This window comes from Amycolatopsis thailandensis (assembly GCF_042723255.1).
In the GTDB taxonomy this organism is placed as follows: domain Bacteria; phylum Actinomycetota; class Actinomycetes; order Mycobacteriales; family Pseudonocardiaceae; genus Amycolatopsis; species Amycolatopsis thailandensis.
In genome coordinates, this window is sequence record NZ_JBHXJK010000129.1 from 1 (window position 1) to 23484 (window position 23484).

The following is a 23484-nucleotide window of genomic DNA, read 5'->3' on the forward strand; positions in this document are numbered from 1 at the left end:
CGAAGCGAACGTCCGTCACGGCCCCCTTGAGACCCCCAGAGTCCCTCAAGGAGGCCTTCACGGACTTGCGGCAGAGCAGGGAGAGAGCGGCAAAGGAGCGTCAGGAGGACTGGCGCTGTTCGAACAGCGTCACGCCGACCGGAGGCAGCCCGACGACGCTCGCCATCACCTGACAGAAGGCCTGCCCGTGCGGCCGCAAGGCGGCGTCCGTCGGCGTCCAGGACGCCCGCAGTTCCAGATCGTCGGTGCGCGCGGGCCCGGAGATGTCGCCGAACCGGGCGGACGACGTCTCGGTGACCGTGCCGCCCAGCGCCGTCCACTCCGCGCCGGAACTCTCCAGCGCGTCGGTCAGCCAGGACCAGCCGACAGCGGGAAGGAAGGGGTCGGTCGCCAGCTCCCGGTCGAGTTCCGCGCGGACGTACATGACCAGCCGCAGGACCCCGTCCCAGCCTTCCTGGCCGTCCGGATCGTGCAGCAGCACCAGCCGTCCCGACGCCAGGACGTCCGCCGGCCCTTCGACCTCGCAGCTCACCGCGTAGGACCACGGTGCCAGACGCTGCGGCGGGCGCATCGTCTCCAGCTGGACTTCGGGGCGGGGCCGGACCGATTGCAACGCCGCGACGGCTTCACGGAAGAGATCGGGTACTGACGTCATCGCGGTCACCAACCGACTGTAAGACGCGATCGTCCGGTTCGGGGCGCAGGCGCGCCGAGAGTAAGGCCTCCGAGCGCACATGGCACCATGAACCGTGATGTCTCCTTCACCTGGTTCTCCCGCGCAGACCGTCCCCGCGGCCCGTCGTGCCCTGCCCGGCTCGCCGTTCCTCGCCGCCGCGCGCGGCGAACGCCCCGCCCGCACCCCCGTGTGGTTCATGCGCCAGGCGGGCCGGTCGCTGCCCGAGTACCGGGCGCTGCGCGAGGGCACCTCCATGTTCGAAGCGTGCTTCGACCCCGAGATGCTCGCCGAGATCACGCTCCAGCCGATCCGCCGTCACGGCGTCGACGCGGCCATCCTCTTCAGTGACATCGTCGTCCCGCTCAAGGCGGCGGGCCTCGACATCGACATCGTCGCGGGCACCGGCCCGGTGGTCGCCGAGCCGATCCGCGACACCGCGGGCGTGCGGGCGCTGCCGGTGCTGGTCCCGGAGCAGGTGGAGCGGGTCGCCGAAGGTGTGCGGCTGCTGGTCGGGTCGCTGGGCGAGACGCCGCTGATCGGGTTCGCGGGCGCGCCGTTCACCCTGGCCTCCTATCTCATCGAGGGCGGGCCGAGCCGCAACCACGAGCACACCAAAGCGCTCATGCACTCCGAACCGGCGCTGTGGCACGAGCTGGCCGGGCGTCTCGCGGACATGGCGATCACCTTCCTGTCCGCGCAGCTGGACGCCGGAGCCGACGCGATCCAGCTGTTCGACTCGTGGGCGGGCGCGCTGTCGGAGCGGGACTATCGCGAGTTCGTCCTGCCGCATTCGGCGAAGGTGCTGGACGCGGTCGCGGGCTACGGCGTGCCGCGGATCCACTTCGGTGTCGGCACCGGCGAGCTGCTGGTGGCCATGCGCGACGCGGGTGCCGACGTGGTCGGCGTCGACTGGCGCATCCCGCTCGACGAGGCCGTCCGGCGGCTCGGCGGCGGGGTCGTGCAGGGCAACCTCGACCCGGCGCTGCTGCACGCGTCCTGGCCGGTGCTCGAAGCCGAGGTCCGGCGGATCCTCGCCGAGGGCCGCGCGGCCGACGGTCACATCTTCAACCTCGGCCACGGGGTGCTGCCCGGCGTCGACCCGGACGTCCTGACGCGCGTGGTCGGGCTGGTGCACGAGCCGCAGCCGTGACCACGGTGAAGACCGCTGCCGTCATCGGTGGCGGTATCTCCGGACTGACCGCGGCGTACCGGCTGCGGACGCTGCTCGGCGAAGACGCCCGGATCGTCGTCTTCGAGGCGACGGACTCCCTCGGCGGGAAACTCCGCACGATCGAACTCGGCGGGGAGCGCTACGACGTCGGCGCCGAGGCCTTCCTCGCCCGCCGTCCCGAGGCGCTCTCGCTGGTGCGCGAGGTCGGGCTGGGGGAGAGCCTCGTCCACCCCACCAAGGCCCGCGCGAAGATCCACGCCGGCGGCTCCGTCCTCGGCCTGCCGCCGGGCACGGTCATGGGCGTTCCCGCCTCGGCCGACGCGGTCGCCGGGGTGCTGTCGGAGAAAGGCCGCGCGCTGGTCGACGCCGAGTCGTCGCTGCCGCCGGTGGAGCTGCCCGCCGGTGACGTGCCGCTCGGCCCGCTGCTGCGCGAGCGGTTCGGCGACGAACTCGTCGACAGGCTCGTCGACCCGCTGCTGGGCGGGGTCTATGCCGGGGGAGCGGACGGACTCGGGTTGCGCGCGACGATGCCCGGCCTCGCGTCCGCGGTGGACCGCGGCGCGCGTTCACTCACCGAAGGCGCGGCTTCGCTCATGCCCGCCTCACCCAGTACGGCGCCGGTCTTCGGCACCCTGCTCGGCGGCCTCGGCACGCTGATCGCCCGGCTCGCGGAGCTGTCGCGCGCCGAAATCCGGACCGGGACCACGGTGACGGCGCTCGAGCGCACCGCCACCGGCTGGAAGGTCGACGACCTCGAAGCCGGCTCGGTTCTGCTCGCCGTCCCGGCGCCTTCGGCACGACGGCTGCTCGACGGCGTCGCGGGAATGGCGTCGTCGGCGTTCGCCGAGGTCGAGCTCGCCTCGATGGCGGTGATCGCGCTCGCGCTCCCGCCGGGTACCGCACTGCCGGAGTCGTCCGGTGTGCTGATCGGCGCGGGTGAACAGGACGCGGCGGGGAAACCCTTCGCCGCCAAGGCGTTCACCTTCTCCTCCCGCAAGTGGGCGCAGTACGGCGAGGGCCCGGTGCTGGTCCGCGGCTCGGTCGGGCGCTTCGGCGAACCGGGCGCGCTGCACGCGGACGACGACGAACTCGTGCGCGTGGTCCGCGACGATCTCGCCCGGCTGACCGGGGTCACCGCCGAGCCGATCGAGACGCTGGTGACCCGCTGGGGCGGCGGCCTGCCGCAGTACGGCACCGGCCACCTCGAACTCGTCGAACGGATCGAACGTGCCGTCGCGGACGTGCCGGGGCTGGCCGTGGCGGGCGCGACGCTGCACGGCGTCGGGCTCCCGGCCTGCATCGCCACCGCCGACGCGGCCGCACGCCGCATCGCCGGGATCACACCGACCCACGAGGGCTCCTGAGCACCGGCAGTGCCAAGATGGCGGTATGGCGCGGCTGAACTACAACGAGCTCAATGACTCCATCCGCTACACCGCCTGGTCGGTCTTCCGGGCCGAGCAGGGAAAGCTCGGCGAGGACCGCGAGAAGGCGACCGCGGAGACCACCGAGTACCTCGACGCACTGGAAGCCAAGGGCGTCGTCGTGCGCGGTGTCTACGACCTCTCCGGCCTGCGGGCCGACGCCGACTACATGGTCTGGTGGCACGCCGAGGAGATCGAGCAGGTCCAGGCGGCCTACAGCGGTTTCCGGCACACCCCGCTCGGCCGCGCCTCGGTGCCGGTGTGGAGCCAGGTCGCGCTGCACCGCCCGGCGGAGTTCAACAAGAGCCACATCCCGGCGTTCCTCGCCGGTGAACAGGCCCGCAAGTTCATCTGCGTCTACCCGTTCGTGCGCTCCTACGAGTGGTACCTGCTGCCGGACGACGAGCGCCGCAAGATGCTCGCCGACCACGGCAAGGAGGCCCGCGACTACCCGGACGTTCGCGCCAACACGGTCGCGTCGTTCGCGCTGGGCGACTACGAGTGGATCCTGGCCTTCGAAGCCGACGAGCTGCACCGCATCGTCGACCTGATGCGTCACCTGCGCGGCACCGAGGCCCGCCTCCACGTGCGCGAGGAGATCCCGTTCTACACCGGGACCAAGGTGGAACCCGCCGAGCTGATCGCCCTGCTGCCGTAGTGAACGCATCAGTGGACTCACGCGTCTGGACCACCCTCACCGGCGACGAGCTCGCCGAAGACGCCGTCGAGGTCACCGGCCCCGAATCCGTGCTGCCCGGGACCTTCCGGGTCGAGAAGGCGGCGACGACGAGTGTCGCCGTCGCGACGCTGGCCGCCGGGGAACTGCTGCGGCTGCGGGGAATCGAGCCGGGCAAGGTCTCGGTCGACACCCGGCACGCCGCGGCGTCGTTCCGCAGCGAGCAGTACCTCCGCGTCGACGGGGAGCCGGTGCCGTTCAGCGCGCCGCTGTCCGGCGACTACCGCGCGAACGACGGCTGGGTGCGGCTGCACTGCAACTACCCGCGCCACGTCGCCGCCGTGTGCTGGGGTCTCGGCGTGCCCGCGACCCGCGAGGCGTTCGAGAAGGTCGTGGCGGCCAAGTCGAAGTTCGAGGTCGAGTCGGCGGTGATCGGCGCCGGCGGTGCCGCGGCGGTGCTGCGGAGCCGCGAGGAATGGCTGGCGCACAAGCAGGGACAGGCGTCCAGCGCGCTGCCGGTCGCCGAGATCCGGTCGCTCGGGCCGTCGGAGCCCGTGCGGCTGTTCGACTCCGACCGGCCGCTGGGCGGCGTGCGGATCCTGGACCTCACCCACGTCATCGCCGGTCCGGTCGCGGGCCGGGTGCTCGCCGCGCACGGCGCCACCGTCATGCACATCGGGTCGGCGCAGCTGCCGACCGTGCCGCCGCTGGCCGTCGACACCGGGATGGGCAAGCTCTCGGCGTACGTCGACCTGGAGACCGAAGCCGGGCGCTCGCGGCTGCGCAAGCTGATCGCGCGCGCCGACGTCGTGCTCCAGGGATTCCGGCCGGGATCGCTGGTGGCCAAGGGTTTCTCGCCGGAGGCGATCGCCGAGCTGCGGCCGGGGATCGTGGTCGCGGACCTGTCGGCTTACGGCTGGGAAGGGCCGTGGGCGCGCAGGCGCGGGTTCGACAGCCTGGTTCAGATGACGTCGGGGATCGCCGACGAGGGCGGCAAGACGGCCGGAATCGACGGCCCGGGACCGCTTCCGGTGCAGGCGCTCGACCACGCGACCGGCTGGCTCACCGCGGCGGCGATCATGACGGCCGTCCGCCGGGCCGCCACCGAGGGCGGCGGCCAGCACGTCCGCACGTCGCTCGCCGGGACGGGGGAGTGGCTGAACTCCTTGGGGCGCAAGGAAGCCGGACCCACCGGCTTCGACGGCGCCGAGTTCCTGGAGGACGCCGAAAGCCCGCTCGGACGGCTCACCCGGGTCAAGATGGCGGGCACCCTGCCCGGCTCGAATCCCTTCTGGGTGGAGGGGACGCGCGTCCCCGGGAGCGACCGCGCGGTCTGGTGACCGCCGCATCCAGAGGACTAAACGCGGCGTAGCCACCTCGCCAAGCGCCCTTTCGGCTTCGGCACCTCGCCGCGCTCGACGAGCCACGCGCCGAAAGCGTCCGCGTAGGCCCGCGCGCGGATCGTGTCGGTCTTCGGGTGCGCTGTCGCGTACTCGCGGAACAGCGCGGCGAACCGGTCGCCGAGGGCCTCGGCGAGGTCCGGCCGCAGGTACGCGGCCAGCCTGCGCTGCTTGTTCCGCAACACGTTCGCCTCGATGCGGAGCCTGTCCCCGTCGAACCCCGCCGGGGCCTCGCCGTCGGCGAGGAGTGCCTTGAGCAGTTCGGCCTGCTGCCTGGCGAGCCGCTCGCGGGGCGAAGTCACGCTGACACCGCGTCCCTGAGCGCGGTCAGCTCGGCCGCCAGTTCGGCGTCGGTCGGGTAGTCGTCGTCGCGTTCCAGCAGGACCCCCGGCGGGTCCACCCGCTTCCGCAGCTCTCGCAACAGGTCCAGCACCTCCGGGACCACCGGATGGGCGTGTGTGTCGTGGTAGACGCCGTCGCGTTCGACGCCGCCCGCCATATGCGTGTACGCCAGCCGCTCCCACGGGATCTCATCGAGGAACCGTCCGGGGTCGGTGCCGAGGTTGCGGGCGTTGGCGTACAGGTTGGCGACGTCGACGATCAGCAGGCAGCCGGTCCGGTCGGTCAGCTCCCGCAGGAACTCCGACTCGGTGAACTCGGCGTCAGGCCATTCCAAGACCGCCGCGATGTTCTCCAGCGCGAACGGGACCCCGACTATGGACTGGGCCAGTTTGACGTTGTCCACCAGGACGTCGAGCGCTTCCCGGGTGCGGGGCAGCGGCATCAGATGCCCCGAGTCGAGGCCGCCCGCGCGCACGAAGCACACGTGGTCGCTGGCCATCGGCGCGCCGAGCTCGCGGGTGACCTCCGCGAGATGCTCGACGCGGGCGGTGTCCAGCGGCTCGGCCCCGCCCAACGACAGTGAAACCGCGTGCGGAAGGACCGGCATTCCCTTGTCGCGCAAGGCGATCAAGGTCTCGGGAAGATGGTCGGCGTGCAGGTTCTCGGCGACGACCTCGACCCAGTCGACGCCCGGCAGCCGCGCGATCGACAGGTCCAGTTCGTGCCGCCAGCCGATCCCGATGCCGAGGCGGCCCGGCCCGTCAGCCACCGCAGCCACCACCCCCGCAGCCGCCACCGCCGCCGCAGGACGAAGAGCTTCCGCTGCTGCACGAGGAACCCGTGCTGCACGTGCTGCCACCGCCGGACGAACCACCGCCGCCGAAAGCGCCGGGGACCGGCGGCGGGATCAGCGCCTCGCTCAGCTCCTCGTCCGGGTAGAACGCGAGCCCGCCGAGCGCGACGGCCGCGGCCGCACCGCCCAGCAGGAAGCCGGGACCGACGCCGCCCACGGCCGGCTCGTTGGGGATACCGCGCTTGCGCTCGCGTGCGAGCGCGCTGTTGGCGCTCCCGAGGATCCGGTTGCCCTCACCGGTCGGGCGCGGTCCGGACGTCTTGTTCTTGGCGGACCGGGCGATCAGCGTCGCGACCACGGCCGCGATCAGCAGCGGGACCAGGAAGCCGACGGGGTGGTTCGTGCCGAGCCCGGCGAACAGGCGCACCACACCGAGGACCAACACGGCGACGTACAGGAAGAAGACGACCTGGCGGATGCGCGGCACCTGGTTGACGACCACGAGTCCCCGCGCTTCCAGGTCCTTGCCGAGCGCCTGCATCGGCCCGGACATGCGGAGCCTGTCGCGCATGCCGCGGGTCGTGGCGTTGTAGCCCGGCTTGGCGCCCTTGGCGACGGCCCTTTCGATCGGGTCCGCGGGCTCGGGGCCTGCCAGCTGGAGCTGCTTCGAGCTGCTGACCCGCAACGTCCCGCGATCGACCAGGGCCGCGATGGCCGTGTCGACCACGCGATCCGGGCCACCGGCGAGATAGGCGAGTTCGTACACGGTCGGCTGCGGTCCGCTCACGGCGGCGCGCGGCGCCTTGCGTCCCAGCTTGACCGCGATCGTCCACAAGAGACCGACGGCCAGCGGAAGCACCAGCAAGACGGCGTAGATCGCCAGGAACGTGGGTCCGGGGATGCCCCAGGTGTCTTCCATCGCACGGGCCTTTCACGAGCAGGTGCACTTACCGTAGTCGGACGCTGTTCCGTCCGGTCGTGGTTCCCTAGAACCATTCGATCAGCCGGGCGAGCAGTCCGTGACGTCCGTTAGACCGTCATCAGGGCTGCTGACGGCGACCCGGGTTCTGGCCCCGGCTGGTGGCGCCAGGGTCAGGAGCCGAACCGACCGCCGATCCGGATGGGCGTCGAGGCCGCCCAAGGCCACCGCGCCCCTCACGCCGGTGACGAGCCCCGGATCCTCCCTCGCCAGGGACAGCGTCTGTCCGCCCGCTTTGCTCGCCCACGACCCGCGCCGCCGAACCCGTCGCCAGTGGATCGCCGGGACGAGCAGGCCGCCGGCCAGGAGTTCCGCTCGCAGCGAGCGCATCGGTTCCGACTCGCGCAGGGCTTCGCGCACCCGCGCGATCCGTACCTTGGGCAAGGTCTCCACGACCGCCAGCACGAACGGATCGGCGGGCTCGGCGGAACTCCGGTGCAGGACACCGGACTTGTCGAGCCGGACGGCCTTCCGTTCGAGGGCTTCCGCGACGGCGGTGTCCGTGACCCGGTCGGGGCCGCCGGTGAGGTAAGCGACCTGGTAGATCGTTTCGAGCCGGTTCATCCTCCGCACCCTCCGCCACCGCAGGAAACGCCGCCTCCGCCACAGGAGTAAACGGGGGCGTAGGACACGCCTCCGCCGCCGGTGCTCGCCGTGCCGCCGAACAGCCTGCCCTTCGTGGCGACGGTCTTGATCAGCGTGATCGCCACGGCCTGGTCCGGAAAGGCCTGCAACCCGTCGAGAGCCACCCGCTGCCGCCACACGGTCAGGCCGAGGGCGCCGACCGCACAGACGATCAAGACGACGAGGCCGGTCGTCGGACGCTCAAGAGGTACCGCGTTCGCCAGCCGCGCGATCCCCAGCGCGAGAACGGCCACGTAGGCGGCCAACGCGCACTGCCAGCTTGTCCGTCGCCGGTTTTCGGCGACGGACAGGCCGTTTTGTGCCAGCTCGGTGCGCAGCAGAAGGACGACCGGATGCCGCGCCATCCTGGCGCGCAGCTCGCCCAGGCCGACCCCGTTGCCGTGCACGAGCGTGACGAGGGCGCGCTCGAAGGGGTCGGCCGGGACCGGCCTGATCGGGTGCAGGAGCCCGCGCCCGTCGGGCCGGAGACGGTGCCGTTCGAGAAGACCGGCGACGGCGGTGTCGGTGACCCGTTCCGTGCCGCCCGCCAGCGCGGCGAGGTGATAGAGGCCGGGCACCTTCCTGGCGCCGGTGTCACGGCGCAGCCACAGTTCGTACACCACGGCGAGTGCCGCCGGCAGGACGACGCAGGTGCCGTAGAGCCAGGCGAAAGCCGGTCCGGAGATCCCCCAGGGTCCGTTCACAAAACACCGCCCTCCCCGACGCTGTTCCAGTTCTCTGTGAACGCGTCGGAGAGGGCGGTGGTTCGCCGGGTTCGGTTACGACTCGGACTCGGGAACGAGCTTCAGCGAGATCGAGTTGATGCAGTACCGCTGATCCGTCGGCGTGGCGTAGCCCTCGCCTTCGAAGACGTGCCCGAGGTGGCTGTGGCACGACTTGCACAGCACCTCGATCCGGCGCATCCCCATCGCGGTGTCCTCGCGGAGGAGGACGGCGTCGGTGTCGGCCGGGTCGTAGAACGACGGCCAGCCGCAATGGCTCTCGAACTTCGTGTCACTGCGGAACAGCTCGGCGCCACAGGCGCGGCACTGGTAGACACCGGTGGTCTTCTCATCGGTGTACTCGCCGGTGAAGGGACGCTCGGTGCCCGCCTGGCGGAGCACGGCGTACTCGTCGGGGCTGAGCTGTTCCCGCCATTCCTGTTCGGACTTGACCACGCGCGGCGTGGCTCCGACAACGGGTTTCATACCTTTCACTGGTTCCACGTTACCCCGCGAGCCACGCGATGGCCCGGCCGATGATGTCCCATGCGGTGACCATCACGCCGAGCACGATGAGGATCACGACCAGCGCCGAAATCCACCAGCGCAGGCCACCGAGACGGTTGCTGGAGTCGGCGAAATCGGAGACACCGTCGATGCAGGCTTCCACGGTGAAGTTCGGGCCGCAGCGCTCGATGCGGTCCAGATGCTCGGCGAAGGCACGGGCTTCGGGGTCGTACGGGTCGAGGCCTACCAGGTCCTCGTCGAAACGAGGATTCTGGCCAGGTCCGAAAGGTCCGCTATCGGCCATACCGGCAACAGTAAGCCACGAGCGGCGATTGGCCTACCACCAGCGAGGCGGGTCTCACCACCGCCACGCTGCGTCAGTTGCCGAGTACTCGCGTGTCGGCGTCGATGTAGTACTGCCCGCCGACCTGGACCACACGCAGCGCGGGACGGGTGCCCTTGTTGAGCGTGATGTTCATGTCGATCGAGCCGTCGGGGTTGCCGCCGCCCTTGTCCGCTCGCGCGGTGTCGGCACCGGTGACCTTGTGCGTGCTCCAGTAATCGGCGAAAGCCTGCTCCGAGCCGTAGACCTCTTTCGCGGCGTCCGTGAGCTTGTTCCAGCTCGCGGCCGTCCCGATCTTGTCCGTGTCGAAGAAGTCGAGGACGAAGCCGCCGACACTCGAGTAGCTCGTGACCTTCTCGCTCGGGGTCTTCCCCAGGCCCGCCGGGGATGCCTTCGAGGACGACGGGGCGCTCGACTTGGGTGCCGAAGTGCCCGGCGGCGGGTTCGCCCCGGCGTTGTCGCCGCCCTGGTTGCCGTTCGTTCCGTTGCCTGAGTTCAGCACCAGGAACACGATCACGGCGATCACCACGACCGCGGCGCCGGCGCCCGCGAACAGGACGGCTTTGCGCTTGGCGTCGGTGCTCTTGGCCTGCGACGGCCGCATCGGGGCGGCCGCGGACGGCGGTGGGCTCACCGCGGCGACCGGGCGCGGCGGCGTGTTCGGCGGGGCGGCCTGCGAGCGCATCGGGATGAACGCGGCCGTCGGCGTGTGCTGTTTGGCGGGCGGAGGCGGCGGTGTCGCCGCGGCCGACTGGGCCGGGCTCTCGGTCCGCTGCCACGGCGGCCGCTCTCCGAGGGGATTGCCGCCGCCCGGCGTGTGGGGGGCGGCCGGCTGTCTACCGCCGCCCGCTCCGAAGAGCCGCGGCGACGCCGCCACTCCCGAACCGGATTCGTTCGCGGCCAGCGCGGCGAGACGCTCGCGGGCCTCGGCCATGCTCGGGCGCTCGGTCGGCTCGGTGCGCAGGAGGCTCATCAGCAGCGCCGTCGCGCCACCGGCCTGCTGAGGCGGGTTGATCTGCCCGTTCGCGGCCGCGTACAGCAGCGCGAGCTGGTTGGAGCTGTTCCCGTACGGCGTCTGGCCCTCGATCGCCTGGTAGAGCGTGGCGCCGAGCGCGAAGACGTCGGAGCTGGGCACCGGGTCCGAGCCGCGCGCCAGCTCGGGCGCGAGGTACGCCGGGGTGCCGCCGATCAGGCCGGTCTGGGTGAGGGTCATGTCGCCGGCCGCGCGCGAGATGCCGAAGTCGGTGATCTTCGCGGTGCCGGACTCGTCGATCAGGATGTTCCCTGGCTTGACGTCGCGGTGCACGATCCCGGCGCGGTGCGCGGCGACCAGCGCCGACGCGACCTGCTCGCCGATCTTCGCGACGCGCCCCAGCGGCAGCGTGCCTTCTTCGGAGATGATCGCCGAGAGGCTCGGGCCGTTCAGGTACTCCATCACCAGGCAGGGGTCGCCGCCGTGCTCGGCGATGTCGAACACCACGATCGCGTTCGGATGCTGGAACCGGGCCGCGTTCTTCGCCTCGCGCATGGCGCGCTGGCGCATGTTGTCGCGTTCGGCCTCGGAGACACCTGGCTGCGGGAGGATCTGCTTGACCGCCACCGAGCGCTCGAGGCGGACATCGATGGCACGCCAGACCACCCCCATGGCACCGCTACCAATTTGCTCGACCAGGCGGTAATGCCCAGCGATCAGCTGACCGGTGTCGATGGCGACTGCTCCTGACACATTCTTTGACGAACACATCCCGGGTGATGGTGGCGTTCCGCGGCCTGAGAGGCCCCGCGCACCCGATCGAGTGTAGCGGGCGGCGGTTTCGGCTCCTCGTCAGCTCGCCGGTGCGGAGGCGGGCAATTCTTCCTCGCCGCTCGATTCGGGCGCCGGAACGGCCTTCCGCCGGAAGACCTTGACCAGCCCGATGGCCCCCGCGGCGGCGAACACGGCGTAACAGATCAGCAGGGCGGGAGGCGTTTCCCCGGTCAGCGCGTCACCGAGGACAACGACCGCGACAGTGCCCGGCAGGCTGCCGAGCGCGGTCCCGATCAGATACGGGGCGAAACGGACCGATGACACTCCGCACAGGTAACTGAACGGAGCGAAGGGCACCATCGGGATCAGCCGCAAGGAGGTGATCGCCAGCACTCCGCCGTCCGAAAGCCGGTCGTTGACCGCGCGGACCTTGGCCCGGTGCAGGTGCCGGGTGACCAGATCGCGGCCGAGTGCCCTCGAAAGGGCGAACGAGAGCCCGGAGGCGACCGTGGTGGCCAGGATGCCGACGACGATGCCCGTCGTGGCGCCGAGCAGCAGCCCGCCCGCGAGGTTGAACACGGTGCGCGGGATCGGCGCCACGGTCAGTACCGAATAGACCAGGAAGAACACCAGTGGCGTGGCCGGGCCGGTCTCGGCCGCCCAGGCCCGCAGTCCGGCCGGGCTCGGGATCGGCAACAGCACCGCCGCCGTCACGAAGAGGGCGAGCACGGTGAGCGCGAGGATTAATTTGGTACGGCCGGACACTGCGTCCACCGTACGGTATTCGCCGTGGTCGACATCGAGGCGCTGCGGACGCAGCCCGAACTCACCGGCGAGAACGTCTTGCTCACGCAGCTCGACGAAACGTACTTCGAGCATGCCTGGCGGGCGCTCGGAGACCCGGAGGTCATCCGGTTCACCGGCACGCACACGAAGTTCACCGAAGAGCAGATCCGCCGGTTCCTGGCCTCGCGGCCGGGTCTCGACGACAGGGCGGACTACGCGATCCTCCGCAAGGAAGACCGCGCGTACCTCGGCGACGTGGTGCTTTCCGGCATCGACGAGGACAACCGGTCCGGCGCGTTCCGGATCGCGCTGACCGGCCCCGAGATCTTCGGCAAGGGCTACGGCACCGAGGCGACCAAGCTGCTGCTGGCCTACGCGTTCGACGTCGTCGGCCTGCACCGCGTCTCGCTCGAGGTCTTCGACTACAACCCGCGTGCTCAGCGCGCCTACGAGAAGGCCGGGTTCGTCCGCGAGGGGCTCCAGCGGGAGGCGCTGTGGTGGGACGGCGAGTGGCATGACGTCATCACGATGGCAATTTTGAAGAACGATCCGCGGCCCTGAGCGGCGCCGGACTGGCTACGGTGGGCGCATGCCCAAGAACGGTGAGCCGATCGAGGTCGAGGTAGGCGAGCGCAAGGTCCGGGTGTCGAGCCCGGACAAGGTGTACTTCCCGGCCCGGGGGATCACGAAGCGCCAGGTCGTCGAGCACTATGTCGCGGTCGGCGAGCCGCTGCTGCGCGCGGTCGGGGAGCGGCCGACGACGCTGAAGCGCTACGTCGACGGCGTCGAGGGCGAGTGGTTCTACGCCAAGCGCGTGCCGAAGGGCGCGCCGGAGTGGGTGGAAACCGCGAAGATCACCTTCCCGTCGGGTCGCACGGCCGAAGAGGTCTGCCCGACCGAGCCCGCCGTGTTCGCCTGGGCGGCGAACCTGGGCACCTTCGACTTCCACCCGTGGCCGGTGCGGCGGCCCGACGTCGATCACCCGGACGAACTCCGCATCGACGTCGACCCGCCGGACGAGGCCGGGTTCTCCGACGCGGTCGAGGTCGCCGGCGTGGTGCGCGAGGTCCTCGACTCGGCGGGGCTCGTCGGCTACCCGAAGACCTCGGGCGGCCGCGGCGTGCACGTCCTGGTGCGGATCCGGCCGGAATGGGACTTCATCGACGTCCGGCACGCGGTGATCGCGCTGGGCCGCGAGGTCGAGCGCCGGATTCCGGACAAGGCGACCATCGCGTGGTGGAAGGAAGAGCGCGGCGGCCGCGTCTTCATCGACTACAACCAGGCCGCGCGCGACCGCACGGTGGCGTCGGCCTGGTCGGTGCGCGGAACCGCCCGTGCGACGGTGTCGACCCCGCTGACCTGGGACTTGCTGACCGAGGTCGACCCCGACGACTTCGACGTCCTCACCGCGGGCGCCTTCTACGCCGAGCGCGGCGACCTGCACGCGCCGATGGACGAGCAGGCGTTCGGCATCGAGTCCCTGCTGGAGTGGTACGCGCGGGACGAGCGCGACCACGGCCTCGGTGAGATGCCGTATCCGCCGGACTATCCGAAGATGCCCGGGGAGCCGAAGCGGGTGCAGCCCAGCAAGGCGCGGGACGACACCTAGGCCGAGCTCAAGGTGGTCGTGAGTGGCGATTCGGGGTCAGAGCCGATCGTGTCTTGAGTACCTACGGTCCGGCGGTTTCGCGTGACCGTACGGACGACACACGTGACTGGGTGGACGGCTCGCGTGATCAGACGGACGACACGCGGCGACAGCTGAGTCCTCCGTGGCGTGCCGTCCGTCCGGTCACGTGTGTCGTCCGTCTGATCACAGGTGCCGTCCGTCCAGGTCACCGTGGGGTCGCCCCGGCTTCGGACCTTGATCAACGGAGGATCCGGGACACTCAACGTCCCCGATCCTCCGTTGATCAAGGTCGCGCCAGGCGCGACCGGTGGCAGACGAGGTGACGGGGGAGGATTCCGGACGTTCACCGCCCCGACTCCCTCCCCAACGAGACCGAGTGTGGAAGATCCGGGACGTTCAACGTCCCAAATCCTCCACACTCGCCAGCCACACCGGCGCGACGACACCTAGGCCCGGCCGACGCGGGAAAGCGAGCGGTCGGCGACGGTCAGCGCGAGGAACAGCACGCTGACCACCAGCATGAACGCGGCCAGATGGTGCAGCCCGGCACTGTCGGCACGCTGTCCGAAGAAGGCGCCGCCGGCCGCGGACGCGACGATGGCGCCGAGGTAGCCGAAGGTGCGCAGCAACCCGGCCGACGAGCCCATCCGTTCGGCGTGGGCCTGGTGGTACACGGAATTCTGCAGCGCGAGGTTGTTCAACCCCTGCGGGACCCCGAGGACGATCACGACGGCCAGCAGTGTCCACATCGGACTGCCGTCGTTCAGGAACAGCAACAGCGCGCAGGCGACGACCTGGCCGAGCGAGCCGACCAGGAGCTTGCCGCGGACGGCTTTGCTACGCCCGGTGACGGTGGAGGCGATGATCCCGACGCCGAACAGCGGAAGCAGTACCAGTCCGGCTTCCGACGCGGACAGTCCGTGGCCCTGCTCCATCCACTGCGTGTAGCCGTAGAGGAAGGCGTAGCTGACGACGAAGCTGAGCAGCGCCCGGCCGTAGGTGGCCAGTAGCGGCAGGTTGCCGCCGAGCAGGCGCACGTCGATGAACGGCTGCCGGGTCCGCAGTTCGCGCCAGGTGAATCCGGCGGCCGCGACGACGGTCACGGCGAGCAGCCACCAGTCGCCGCCTCGCGGGTCCATCAGGAACAGCAGCAGGCAGACGAGCGCCGCGGCGAACAGGCCCATGCCGGGCAGGTCCAGTTCGCGAACCAGGCCGTCGCGGCGGGTGACAGGCGTCGTGGGGAGACGGCGGACGCCGAGGTACAGGCCCGCCAGGGCGAGCGGGATGTTGATCGCGAGCGTGGCGCGCCACCCGCCGATCCCGATCAGCAGGCCGCCGAGGCTGGGCCCCACGACGGCGATGGTCTGCGTGGTGATGGCGAGCGCCGTGAGGACCCCGGCGGGGCTGTCCTTCCCGGTGCGCTGGGCCTCGCTCCGGATGAGGTACATCGCCGCGGGATAGCCGGCGCAGGTGCCGAAACCGAGAAGCACCCGGGAAGCGACGAGCACGCCGAAACTCGGCGCGAGCATCCCGGCGACGCCGGCGATCCCGGTCAGCGCCGCGCCGGCCAGGAACAGGCGGCGGGGGCCGAAGAGGTCGATGAGCCGCCCCACCACGGGCTGACCGATCGCGGTGGCCAGGTACAGCGCGGAAACCAGCCAGGCCGTCTCGGCGGGCGGCGCCCCGAAGGCCACACCGATCGGCACCAGGGACACGGAGATGATCGACGAGTTGACCGGATTGAGGGCCGCGCCCAGCATCATCGGGGGCAGGAGCCGCCGTTCGAAGCCCGTTTCCGGCACGGTGCTCACCGCCGCACCACCCGTTCCAGCAGCGCCGCCGCTTCGATCAGCGTGCGGCGCTCGGCCTCGGTGCACCGCGTCTCCAGAACCTGCGCGAGCCAGCCCTCCCCGGCGCGGCGGCGCTCTTCGAGGAAGGCGTGACCGCTGTCGGTGACGAAGATCAGCTGACGCCGTCCGTCCTCGGGATCCGGGCGGCGGGCGGCGAGTCCTCGATCCACGAGGACACCGACGGTGGTGGCGATCGATTGATGGCGGATGCCTTCCAGCGCCGCCAGATCGCTGACGGACGCTTCACCGTCCTTGTCGAGCCGGCTGAGCACGGACGTCTGGGACGGCGTGAGGTCGCCGCTGCCGTAGTTCTCCCGCAGGCGGCGCCGCAGCCTGCTGAAGGCGACGCGGATGTCGTGGGCCGCGCGGGCACTGGAGGCGTTCTCGGTCATGACCGCAGGCTAACTTGCGCAGTTCAGGCTGCGCAATTTTGCCTGCGTATCTAGCCTCGGGTGAATTCGCAGCCCGCGACCTGCACGTACTCGCCTTTGCGCGCGGCGAACCGGGCGGCGCCCGAGGTCAGCTGGTCGGCCACGATCTTGGACGCGCCGGTGGCCCGCAGCCTCGCCCAGTAGCAGTGCCCGTTACCGTCCGGCGCCGGTCCGGGAGAGTGGTACGAGCCTGCTTCGATGTCGGCGCCGACCAGGTAGGTCCCGTCGGCGAACCGGTCCGCCGGGGTGGCGGCGGCGGTGTGTCCCGAAGTGACCGGCGGCGCCGGGACCGTCACCGTCGGCGCGGGCGCGGCTTCGGCCGTGACGGTCACCGTCGCGGGAGCCGCCGGGGCCGCGGCCGTGTCGGGTGATCTCGGGTGAGTGGCCGCCACCACACCGACACCCGCGCCCAAAGTGAGCGCGACGGTGAGCCCGGCCACGAGCGGGAACGCATTTCGTGACGACGCGTGCGGCGTCGGTGACCAATTCGTGCTCGGCATCCGTCTCTTCAATCGATTTGCTCGCGGAGTGATTGCGCTTTCGTGTCGATCTAGAAACCTGTTACCGCTCCGCGGCGGACCGATACGAGACTGTGTGACGCACGGGACCTTGCCGTAACGGCAAGCTTCCTGCCAGCGACAGTTCCCTCCGAACACTAAGCTGGGGGAGACGAAGGAGTACCTGTGGACGACCTGATCGCCTTTCTCGCCGCGCGTGTGGGGCAACGCCAGGCGCTGATCATGCAGGCGGTCAAGAAAACCGAGATCAGCGAATCGCTCAATCGTGGTGAGACCAAGGTCGTCATCGAAAAGAAGATCCGTTCGCTGAACGACATCGAACTCGACGCGGTCAATCAGATGATCAACGAGATCGAAGCGACCCGGCGGCTCATGCAGGCGCATCGCACCACGGTTTCGGAGAAGGTCCCGGGATTTCCCCTGTACGGCAACGAGTATTGGTGCGAGACCTGCCACGTGCCCGCCGACGAGGCCGGGACGAACTGGTGCCTGACCCTGCGGCTGCTGGCTCTCCCGTACGCCGACCACGCGGACTACAGCGAGCGCTGGCGTCCCTGAGCGGGGAATGCCCGCCAGGTCGGGACGCGTTGACCCGGAGGTGATCACGCTTTCGGTACTGGACCGGTCCCCGACCCGCCGCGGCGGCGACGCGCCCCGCGCCCTGCGGGACACGGTCGCCTTCGCGCGGGACATCGAAGCGCTGGGCTACCACCGGTTCTGGGTCTCCGAACACCACAGCGTGCCCGGTGTCGCCGGATCGGCACCCACCGTGCTGGCGGCCGCCGTCGCCTCGGCGACCGAGCGGATCCGGGTCGGCACGGGCGGGGTGATGCTGCCGAACCACCGGCCGCTGGTGGTCGCGGAACAGTTCGGCGTCCTCGAATCCCTCTTCCCCGGCCGGATCGACATGGGGCTGGGCCGGTCCGTCGGGTTCACCGGCGGGGTCCGGCAAGCGCTCGGGCACGAGAAGGACGACGCCGACCGGTTCGGCGACCAGGTCCGGGAGCTGCTGGGATTCCTCGCGGGTGACCAGACCGCGTATCCGGGCGTGCACGCCATCCCCGCCGAAGGTCTTCGCGTGCCCGCGTTCCTGCTGGCCACCGGTGCCGGCGCTCGGCTGGCCGCGGAACTGGGGCTGCCGCTGGTGATCGCGCCGGTCCGGGGCGAGGGGCCGCTGCTCGAAGCCATCGAGGGCTACCGCTCCGGTTTCCGTCCCTCCGCGCGGGCTTCGCGGCCGTACGTCGTGGTGTCCACGGCGATCGCGGTCGCCGAAACGGCCGAACGGGCCCGGCGGTTGCTGATCCCCGAGGCCTGGTCGACCGTCTACTCGCGAACGCACGGCGTCTTCCCGCCGCTGTCGCCGGTGGAGGAGATCCTCGCCGGACCGCTTTCGGACCGCGATCAGGAGCGGCTGGACCGCGCGCTCGACGGCCAGATCGCCGGCACCCCGGACGAGGTGGGCGACCGGCTGGCCGATCTCGTCGCCAAGACCGGCGCCGACGAGATTCTCGTGACCACCAGCACCTTCGACCAGGCCGAGCGGCTGGAGTCCTATCGGGCACTGGCCGAGGTCGCCGGGGCCTTGAGTCTCGCCACGGTGTCCTGACCGACGCCTGGGCATTTCGTCCTCTGGATGCGGTACTTGCACACGCAAGTACCGCATCCAGAGGACGAAATGCGTTCTAGAGGCGCAACAAAAGCTGGGTGAGGACGCGCTGAGCGGGGTCGTCGAGGTCGATCCCGGACACCTCGCCGGCGCGGCGCACCCGGTAGCGCACCGTGTTCGGATGGATGTTCAGCTCGCGCGCCGCGCGCCGGACATCGCCGAACGCGTCGAGGTAGGCGAGCACGGCGGGCACGAGGATGCCGCCGTGCTCGGCGTCGTGCGCGACCAGGTCGGTCAGCCGGGGGTCGCGGATCCTCGGCTGCTCACCGAGGAACGCGAGGACCTCTGAGAGCAGGACCTCGGCGCGCACGTCGGCCAGTGAGGCGACGTCCGCGGTCCCGTGCCCGCGCGCCATCGTCGCCAGCACACGATCGGCGTCGCCCCGCGAGGCCGCCGCGTCGGACAGGCGCGGCACGGCACCGCCCAGCGCCGCGCGCACCCGGACGTCGAGATGCCGTTGCGCGGTGCCGACGATTTCCTTGGCCAGCGCGAGAATCCGAGTCTCGGCGTGTTCCGGGAGGTCGGGGAGCAGCGCGTAGACGCGGCCGCCGATCACGCTCACCAGCGCGCTGCGCCGGTACGCGGCGGTGTGCACGGTGATCAGGTGCACCAGTTCCGCGCGCCGCAGCTGCCGGTCGGTCGCGGCGCGGTCGCGGGGGAGCGAGAACGCCAGCACCATGGCCGGTTTCACGGGATCCGCGCCGATGTCGTCGGCGACGGATTCGACGTCGAGACGGCCGTCCAGCAGTCCCGCCAGCAGGTCTTCGCGTAGCCGGAGTTCCGGGCTGGGCAGGGTCCGGTGCCGGATCAGCTGGGGCGCGAGCGCCCGGCTCGCGCCGAGCAAGGCGACTTCCGCGCTTTCGGTGAGCGGATGCGCGCCCTCCTGGACCCAGATCGTGCCCAGCGGCTGCGATCCGGCGTGGATCCCGGCCGCGATCCGCCGCCGGATGCCGAGATCGGGCCGCTCGTCGATGCGGACGATGCCTTCACCGGCGCGAAGCCGCTGGTAGACGCCCCATTCGCGGAGCATCGCGAGGTACCGTTCCGGGCCTTCGCGGCCGAGGATCGAAAGCCTGCGCAGCTCGTCCACCTCGTCGCCCGCCCGCGAGTAGGCCAGCACGCGGCTCGCGGTGTCCTCGATGCTGACCAGGCCGCCGGTGAGGGTCGCGATGGTCTGCGCGAGCGAGAACAGATCGCCCAGCACCTCACCGCTGTCCGCCTCGCCTCCCGCGCGCGCCGCGTCGACGACGCCCCTGGCCAGCGCCTCGACCTGCTCCCAGCGGGCCTCGTGGCCGACCTCGATCAGTGCGATGCCGGAGTCCGTCGCGACGTTCACGACGGACGAGCCGCTCTTGATCGCGACGGCGGCCGCGCCGGAGCGCCCGGCGGCCCGGATCGCCCCGGCCGCCGACCGTCCGCGGGCCCCGATCACCAGGACGAGGTCCCCCGGATGGGCGTCCGGCGGATCCTCCGGATCGTGGATGACGACGTCCGCCACCTCGACGCCCAGTCCACCGGGCGCCGCGAGCACTCTGACCAGCGGTTCCCCGAGCGTGGCCAGAACATGCCGCAACGACGCGCCGGTGGTCGAATCAGTAGTCAGGTCATCACCGAATTAAGCCGATCGGACAAGATGGTCACCCTGATTCTAGCCAGTCGGACAAGCCGCAGGGCTGTCGTCGGGTCTACCGTTCGGGATGAGACCTCTACCCGGCGACGTGAAGTCAGGAGCAGTCAGTGGACGCCGTGACCCAGACCCCCGCCCCGAAGAACGAGCCGGTGCTGAACTACGCACCGGGCAGCGCCGAGCGCGCTGAACTCGAGGGCGCGCTCAAGTTGCTGGGTGACGCCGACCCCATCGACATCACCGCGACGATCGGTGGTGAGCAGCGCAAGGGCGGCGGCGAGAAGATCGAGGTCGTCCAGCCGCACAACCACAAGGCCGTGCTGGGTGTCATCCACAGCGCGACCGCGCAGGACACCCACGACGCGATCGCCGCCGCCAAGGCCGCCGCTCCCGGCTGGCGCGCGCTGTCCTACGACGACCGCGCCGCGATCATCCTGCGCGCCGCCGACCTGCTGGCCGGCCCGTGGCGCGCCAAGCTGAACGCCGCCACCATGCTCGGCCAGTCGAAGACCGCGTTCCAGGCCGAGATCGACTCCGCCTGCGAGCTGATCGACTTCTGGCGCTTCAACGTCGCCTTCGGCCGTCAGATCCTCGCCGAGCAGCCGGTCAGCTCGCCCGGGATCTGGAACCGGATGGAGCACCGCCCGCTCGAGGGCTTCGTGTACGCCATCACCCCGTTCAACTTCACCGCGATCTCCGGCAACCTGCCGACCGCGCCCGCGCTCATGGGCAACGTCGTGCTGTGGAAGCCGTCGCCGACGCAGAGCTACGCCGCGCACCTGCTGATGCGCCTGCTCGAAGAGGCCGGTATGCCGCCGGGCGTGATCAACCTGCTGCCGGGTGACGGCAAGGCCGTCTCCGAGGTCGCCCTGACCCACCGCGACCTGGCCGGGATCCACTTCACCGGGTCGACCGCGACCTTCCAGCACCTGTGGGCCACCGTCGGCGCCAACATCTCCGGCTACCGCACGTACCCGCGCCTGGTCGGCGAGACCGGCGGCAAGGACTTCGTCCTCGCGCACTCCTCGGCCGACGTCGACATCCTGCGCACCGCGCTGATCCGCGGCGCGTTCGAGTACCAGGGCCAGAAGTGCTCGGCCGCGTCCCGTGCCTATGTCCCGCGTTCGCTCTGGGCGAGCCTGAAGGACAAGCTCGTTTCCGAGACCGAGGCCATCACCTACGGCGACGTCAACGACCTGAGCAACTTCGGTGGCGCCGTGATCGACCGCCGCGCCTTCGACAAGCACGCCGCCGTGCTGGCCAGTGCCGCCGAGGACGCCGAGATCGACGTCATCGCCGGTGGTACCGCGGACGACAGCGTCGGCTACTTCGTGCGCCCGACGATCCTGGTGTCGGACAACCCGGAGCACGAGATCTTCCGCACCGAGTACTTCGGCCCGATCCTCGCGCTGCACGTCTACGACGACAGCACCGACGAGAGCTTCGACAACGTGCTCAAGCTGATCGACGAGACCGCCGACTACGCGCTCACCGGCGCGGTCATCGCGAACGACCGCACGGCCGTCGCGAAGGCGTCCGAGGCGCTGCGCTTCGCCGCCGGAAACTTCTACGTCAACGACAAGCCGACCGGCGCGGTCGTCGGCCAGCAGCCCTTCGGCGGCGGTCGCGCGTCCGGCACCAACGACAAGGCCGGCTCGGTGTTCAACCTGCTCCGCTGGACGAGCACGCGCTCGGTCAAGGAGACGTTCGTTCCGCCCACCAGCGTCCGTTACCCCCACCAGGGCTGAGAACCAGGAGTTCGTGATGTTGCGTGCCCCGTTGCTCGCCGCCGCCCGATCCCGGCGGATGCGCAAGCTGGTCGAGGTCGTCCCCGCCACCCGATCGGTGGTGAGCCGGTTCGTCGCCGGTTCGAAGACGCCCGACGCCGCCCGGGTGGTCCGCGAGCTGGCCGACGACGGCCTCCGGGTCACCCTCGACCACCTCGGCGAGGACACCACCGACGCCGAGCAGGCCGCGACGACCGTCCGCGCCTACGAGGAACTGCTGTCCGCGCTGGCGGCCGACGGCCTCGCGTTCGGCGCGGACGTCTCGGTGAAGCTGTCCGCGGTCGGCCAGTTCCTGCCCGCCGAGGGCGAGAAGGTCGCGCTGGAGAACGCCCGCAAGATCTGCGCGGCGGCCGAAGCGGTCGGCGCCACGGTGACCCTCGACATGGAGGACCACACCACCACCGACTCGACGCTGGGCATCCTGCGGGAACTGCGCACCGAGTACCCGTGGGTCGGCGCGGTGCTGCAGGCCTACCTGCGGCGCACCGAGCAGGACTGCCGCGAACTGGCGGCCGAGGGTTCCCGCGTGCGGCTGTGCAAGGGCGCGTACGCCGAACCCGAAGAGGTCGCGTTCCAGGAAAAGTCCGAAGTGGACAAGTCCTACGTGCGCTGCTTGAAGATCCTCATGCGGGGCAAGGGTTATCCGATGGTCGCCTCGCACGACCCCCGGATGATCGCGATCGCCGAGAAGCTCGCGTCGGACGCGGGCCGCAAGGCGGACGACCACGAATTCCAGATGCTGTACGGGATCCGTCCCGAAGAGCAGCGCCGGATCGCGGGTGACGGGAAGACGATGCGCGTCTACGTCCCCTACGGCGACGAATGGTACGGCTATTTCATGCGCAGGCTGGCGGAACGCCCGGCGAACCTGGCGTTCTTCCTGCGCGGACTCGCCACCCGGGGCTGACCCGGTCCCCGGTGGCAAAGTTCCGCTGAAGTACAAAGGGGCCCTTCCCGGCGAAACCCGCCGGGAAGGGCCCCTTCTTCTTCCCCTGTGTCAGGCTTCCTGCGCTTCTTCCTTGAGCTTGTCCATGTCGATGTCGCGCGCCTGCTGGATGAGGTCTTCGAGCGTCTTCTCCGGGAGCGCGCCCGGCTGCGCGTAGATGACCGTCTTGTCGCGGATCACCGCGAGCGTGGGGATCGAGCGCACGTCGAAGGCTGCGGCCAGCTGCTGCTCGGCCTCGGTGTCGACGCTGGCGAAAACGATGTCGTCGTGGTTGCCCGACACCTTTTCGTAGGTCGGCGCGAACTGGCGGCACGGCACGCACCAGCCCGCCCAGAAGTCGATGATCACGAAGTCGTTCTCGGACACGACCTGATCGAAGTTCGCGGCCGTCAGCTCCACAGTGCTCATGCCCTGGGTAACGGATCGGGCGCTACGCGCATTCCCGGGAATGCGCGTAGCGTCTCGGATGGAGTAACCCAGGTTTCGCAGGAGGTGCGTATGGCCGACGGGGACATCCTCAGCCGGATCGACGAGCTGGTCAGCGTGGAGCACGAGCTCCGTGCGCGGGCGATCGGTTCCGGGCTCAGCTCGGACGACAGGTCCCGGCTCGCGAGTGTGGAGCAGCAACTGGACCAGTGCTGGGACCTGCTGCGGCAGCGGCGGGCGCGCGTCGAGTTCGACGAAGACCCCGATGGGGCCACGACGCGGCCGATCTCCGAGGTGGAGGGTTACCGGCAGTAGCGGTTTTCGCGCCCGGCGCGTGTCATGAGGGGTGCCCCGAGGGGCATTTTTGTACCAAGGGGGGGCCGCAAGAATACGGGGATGGTCGGTAGTGGGCG

General features: G+C 70.6%; 26 protein-coding genes. 11 read left to right on the forward strand and 15 right to left on the reverse strand.

Annotation, left to right across the window (positions count from 1 at the left end; all coding sequences use genetic code 11):
• Positions 1-100: 100 nt before the first annotated feature.
• Positions 101-664, reverse strand: a complete 564-nt coding sequence (locus ACFWMR_RS34550) for a DUF3000 domain-containing protein (RefSeq protein ID WP_167406136.1) — start codon at positions 662-664, stop codon at positions 101-103.
• A gap of 88 nt (positions 665-752) precedes the next feature.
• On the opposite strand from ACFWMR_RS34550, the gene hemE reads away from it, so the two are divergent.
• The 4 genes from hemE to ACFWMR_RS34570 are packed head-to-tail and all read left to right on the forward strand — an operon-like array spanning position 753 to position 5287.
• A complete protein-coding gene (hemE, locus tag ACFWMR_RS34555; RefSeq protein WP_378381435.1) occupies positions 753-1826 on the forward strand; it encodes a uroporphyrinogen decarboxylase in 1074 nt (357 codons plus the stop codon).
• A 5-nt stretch (positions 1827-1831) separates the two neighbouring features.
• Complete coding sequence (gene hemG, locus ACFWMR_RS34560; RefSeq protein ID WP_378381448.1) at positions 1832-3211, forward strand: protoporphyrinogen oxidase; 1380 nt, start codon at positions 1832-1834, stop codon at positions 3209-3211.
• 25 nt (positions 3212-3236) lie between these two features.
• Positions 3237-3929 (forward strand): hydrogen peroxide-dependent heme synthase, encoded by a 693-nt coding sequence (gene hemQ / locus ACFWMR_RS34565; RefSeq protein WP_378381436.1) that lies wholly within the window; start codon positions 3237-3239, stop codon positions 3927-3929.
• A gap of 11 nt (positions 3930-3940) precedes the next feature.
• A complete protein-coding gene (locus ACFWMR_RS34570) occupies positions 3941-5287 on the forward strand; it encodes a CoA transferase (RefSeq protein ID WP_378381449.1) in 1347 nt (448 codons plus the stop codon).
• Between the two features lie 17 nt (positions 5288-5304).
• Here the strand turns inward: ACFWMR_RS34570 and ACFWMR_RS34575 are convergent, their stop codons facing one another.
• From ACFWMR_RS34575 to ACFWMR_RS34615, 9 genes are all read right to left on the reverse strand, one after another.
• Complete coding sequence (locus ACFWMR_RS34575) at positions 5305-5649, reverse strand: hypothetical protein (RefSeq protein ID WP_378278729.1); 345 nt, start codon at positions 5647-5649, stop codon at positions 5305-5307.
• Positions 5646-6458 carry a DUF692 domain-containing protein gene (locus ACFWMR_RS34580; protein WP_378381437.1) on the reverse strand — a complete coding sequence of 271 codons (813 nt, stop codon included), beginning with the start codon at positions 6456-6458 and terminating at the stop codon, positions 5646-5648. Before ACFWMR_RS34580 ends, ACFWMR_RS34575 begins: the two co-directional genes overlap by 4 nt.
• Positions 6451-7401, reverse strand: coding sequence for a TIGR04222 domain-containing membrane protein (locus tag ACFWMR_RS34585; protein ID WP_378381438.1), 951 nt, complete (start codon positions 7399-7401; stop codon positions 6451-6453). The genes ACFWMR_RS34580 and ACFWMR_RS34585 overlap by 8 nt, the downstream gene beginning before the upstream one ends.
• Positions 7402-7482: 81 nt before the next feature.
• On the reverse strand, positions 7483-8025 hold the full coding sequence (locus ACFWMR_RS34590; RefSeq protein WP_378381439.1) for a TIGR04222 domain-containing membrane protein: 543 nt from the start codon (positions 8023-8025) through the stop codon (positions 7483-7485).
• Entirely contained in the window at positions 8022-8789 is a 768-nt protein-coding gene (locus tag ACFWMR_RS34595; RefSeq protein WP_378381440.1) for a TIGR04222 domain-containing membrane protein, read from the reverse strand. Before ACFWMR_RS34595 ends, ACFWMR_RS34590 begins: the two co-directional genes overlap by 4 nt.
• A gap of 75 nt (positions 8790-8864) precedes the next feature.
• Complete coding sequence (msrB, locus tag ACFWMR_RS34600) at positions 8865-9293, reverse strand: peptide-methionine (R)-S-oxide reductase MsrB (RefSeq protein ID WP_026467901.1); 429 nt, start codon at positions 9291-9293, stop codon at positions 8865-8867.
• 19 nt (positions 9294-9312) lie between these two features.
• Complete coding sequence (locus tag ACFWMR_RS34605) at positions 9313-9618, reverse strand: hypothetical protein (RefSeq protein WP_378381441.1); 306 nt, start codon at positions 9616-9618, stop codon at positions 9313-9315.
• Positions 9619-9691: 73 nt separating this feature from the next.
• Positions 9692-11302 (reverse strand): serine/threonine-protein kinase, encoded by a 1611-nt coding sequence (locus ACFWMR_RS34610; RefSeq protein WP_378381450.1) that lies wholly within the window; start codon positions 11300-11302, stop codon positions 9692-9694.
• 180 nt (positions 11303-11482) lie between these two features.
• Positions 11483-12169 (reverse strand): TVP38/TMEM64 family protein, encoded by a 687-nt coding sequence (locus ACFWMR_RS34615; protein ID WP_093935962.1) that lies wholly within the window; start codon positions 12167-12169, stop codon positions 11483-11485.
• A gap of 24 nt (positions 12170-12193) precedes the next feature.
• Here ACFWMR_RS34615 and ACFWMR_RS34620 point away from each other — a divergent pair, with 24 nt between their 5' ends.
• Complete coding sequence (locus ACFWMR_RS34620) at positions 12194-12751, forward strand: GNAT family N-acetyltransferase (RefSeq protein ID WP_378381442.1); 558 nt, start codon at positions 12194-12196, stop codon at positions 12749-12751.
• A gap of 28 nt (positions 12752-12779) precedes the next feature.
• Entirely contained in the window at positions 12780-13799 is a 1020-nt protein-coding gene (locus tag ACFWMR_RS34625; RefSeq protein ID WP_093935964.1) for a DNA polymerase domain-containing protein, read from the forward strand.
• 467 nt (positions 13800-14266) lie between these two features.
• Here ACFWMR_RS34625 and ACFWMR_RS34630 read toward each other — a convergent pair whose 3' ends face one another.
• From ACFWMR_RS34630 to ACFWMR_RS34640, 3 genes are read right to left on the reverse strand one after another with little or no spacing between them, the layout of a single operon-like run.
• Positions 14267-15631, reverse strand: coding sequence for an MFS transporter (locus ACFWMR_RS34630; protein ID WP_378381443.1), 1365 nt, complete (start codon positions 15629-15631; stop codon positions 14267-14269).
• Positions 15628-16062 carry a MarR family winged helix-turn-helix transcriptional regulator gene (locus ACFWMR_RS34635; RefSeq protein ID WP_093935966.1) on the reverse strand — a complete coding sequence of 145 codons (435 nt, stop codon included), beginning with the start codon at positions 16060-16062 and terminating at the stop codon, positions 15628-15630. The genes ACFWMR_RS34630 and ACFWMR_RS34635 overlap by 4 nt, the downstream gene beginning before the upstream one ends.
• Positions 16063-16112: 50 nt before the next feature.
• Positions 16113-16601, reverse strand: a complete 489-nt coding sequence (locus ACFWMR_RS34640) for a hypothetical protein (RefSeq protein ID WP_378381444.1) — start codon at positions 16599-16601, stop codon at positions 16113-16115.
• A gap of 183 nt (positions 16602-16784) precedes the next feature.
• Here ACFWMR_RS34640 and ACFWMR_RS34645 point away from each other — a divergent pair, with 183 nt between their 5' ends.
• Both ACFWMR_RS34645 and ACFWMR_RS34650 read left to right on the forward strand, forming a co-directional pair.
• Positions 16785-17177 carry a DUF6221 family protein gene (locus ACFWMR_RS34645; RefSeq protein WP_093935968.1) on the forward strand — a complete coding sequence of 131 codons (393 nt, stop codon included), beginning with the start codon at positions 16785-16787 and terminating at the stop codon, positions 17175-17177.
• Between the two features lie 7 nt (positions 17178-17184).
• The gene (locus ACFWMR_RS34650; RefSeq protein ID WP_378381445.1) at positions 17185-18225 is read left to right on the forward strand and encodes an LLM class flavin-dependent oxidoreductase; all 1041 of its coding nucleotides are present in this window, start codon (positions 17185-17187) and stop codon (positions 18223-18225) included.
• A gap of 76 nt (positions 18226-18301) precedes the next feature.
• On the opposite strand, the gene ACFWMR_RS34655 is transcribed toward ACFWMR_RS34650, so the two are convergent.
• Entirely contained in the window at positions 18302-19858 is a 1557-nt protein-coding gene (locus ACFWMR_RS34655; RefSeq protein WP_378381446.1) for a PucR family transcriptional regulator, read from the reverse strand.
• 164 nt (positions 19859-20022) lie between these two features.
• Here ACFWMR_RS34655 and pruA point away from each other — a divergent pair, with 164 nt between their 5' ends.
• The gene (pruA, locus tag ACFWMR_RS34660) at positions 20023-21660 is read left to right on the forward strand and encodes an L-glutamate gamma-semialdehyde dehydrogenase (RefSeq protein ID WP_378279418.1); all 1638 of its coding nucleotides are present in this window, start codon (positions 20023-20025) and stop codon (positions 21658-21660) included.
• A 16-nt stretch (positions 21661-21676) separates the two neighbouring features.
• A complete protein-coding gene (locus tag ACFWMR_RS34665) occupies positions 21677-22606 on the forward strand; it encodes a proline dehydrogenase family protein (protein ID WP_378279416.1) in 930 nt (309 codons plus the stop codon).
• Between the two features lie 90 nt (positions 22607-22696).
• Here the strand turns inward: ACFWMR_RS34665 and ACFWMR_RS34670 are convergent, their stop codons facing one another.
• Positions 22697-23053 (reverse strand): thioredoxin family protein, encoded by a 357-nt coding sequence (locus ACFWMR_RS34670; RefSeq protein ID WP_039917837.1) that lies wholly within the window; start codon positions 23051-23053, stop codon positions 22697-22699.
• 90 nt (positions 23054-23143) lie between these two features.
• On the opposite strand from ACFWMR_RS34670, the gene ACFWMR_RS34675 reads away from it, so the two are divergent.
• Positions 23144-23386, forward strand: a complete 243-nt coding sequence (locus ACFWMR_RS34675; RefSeq protein ID WP_378381447.1) for a DUF2630 family protein — start codon at positions 23144-23146, stop codon at positions 23384-23386.
• The last annotated feature ends 98 nt before the right edge of the window (positions 23387-23484 follow it).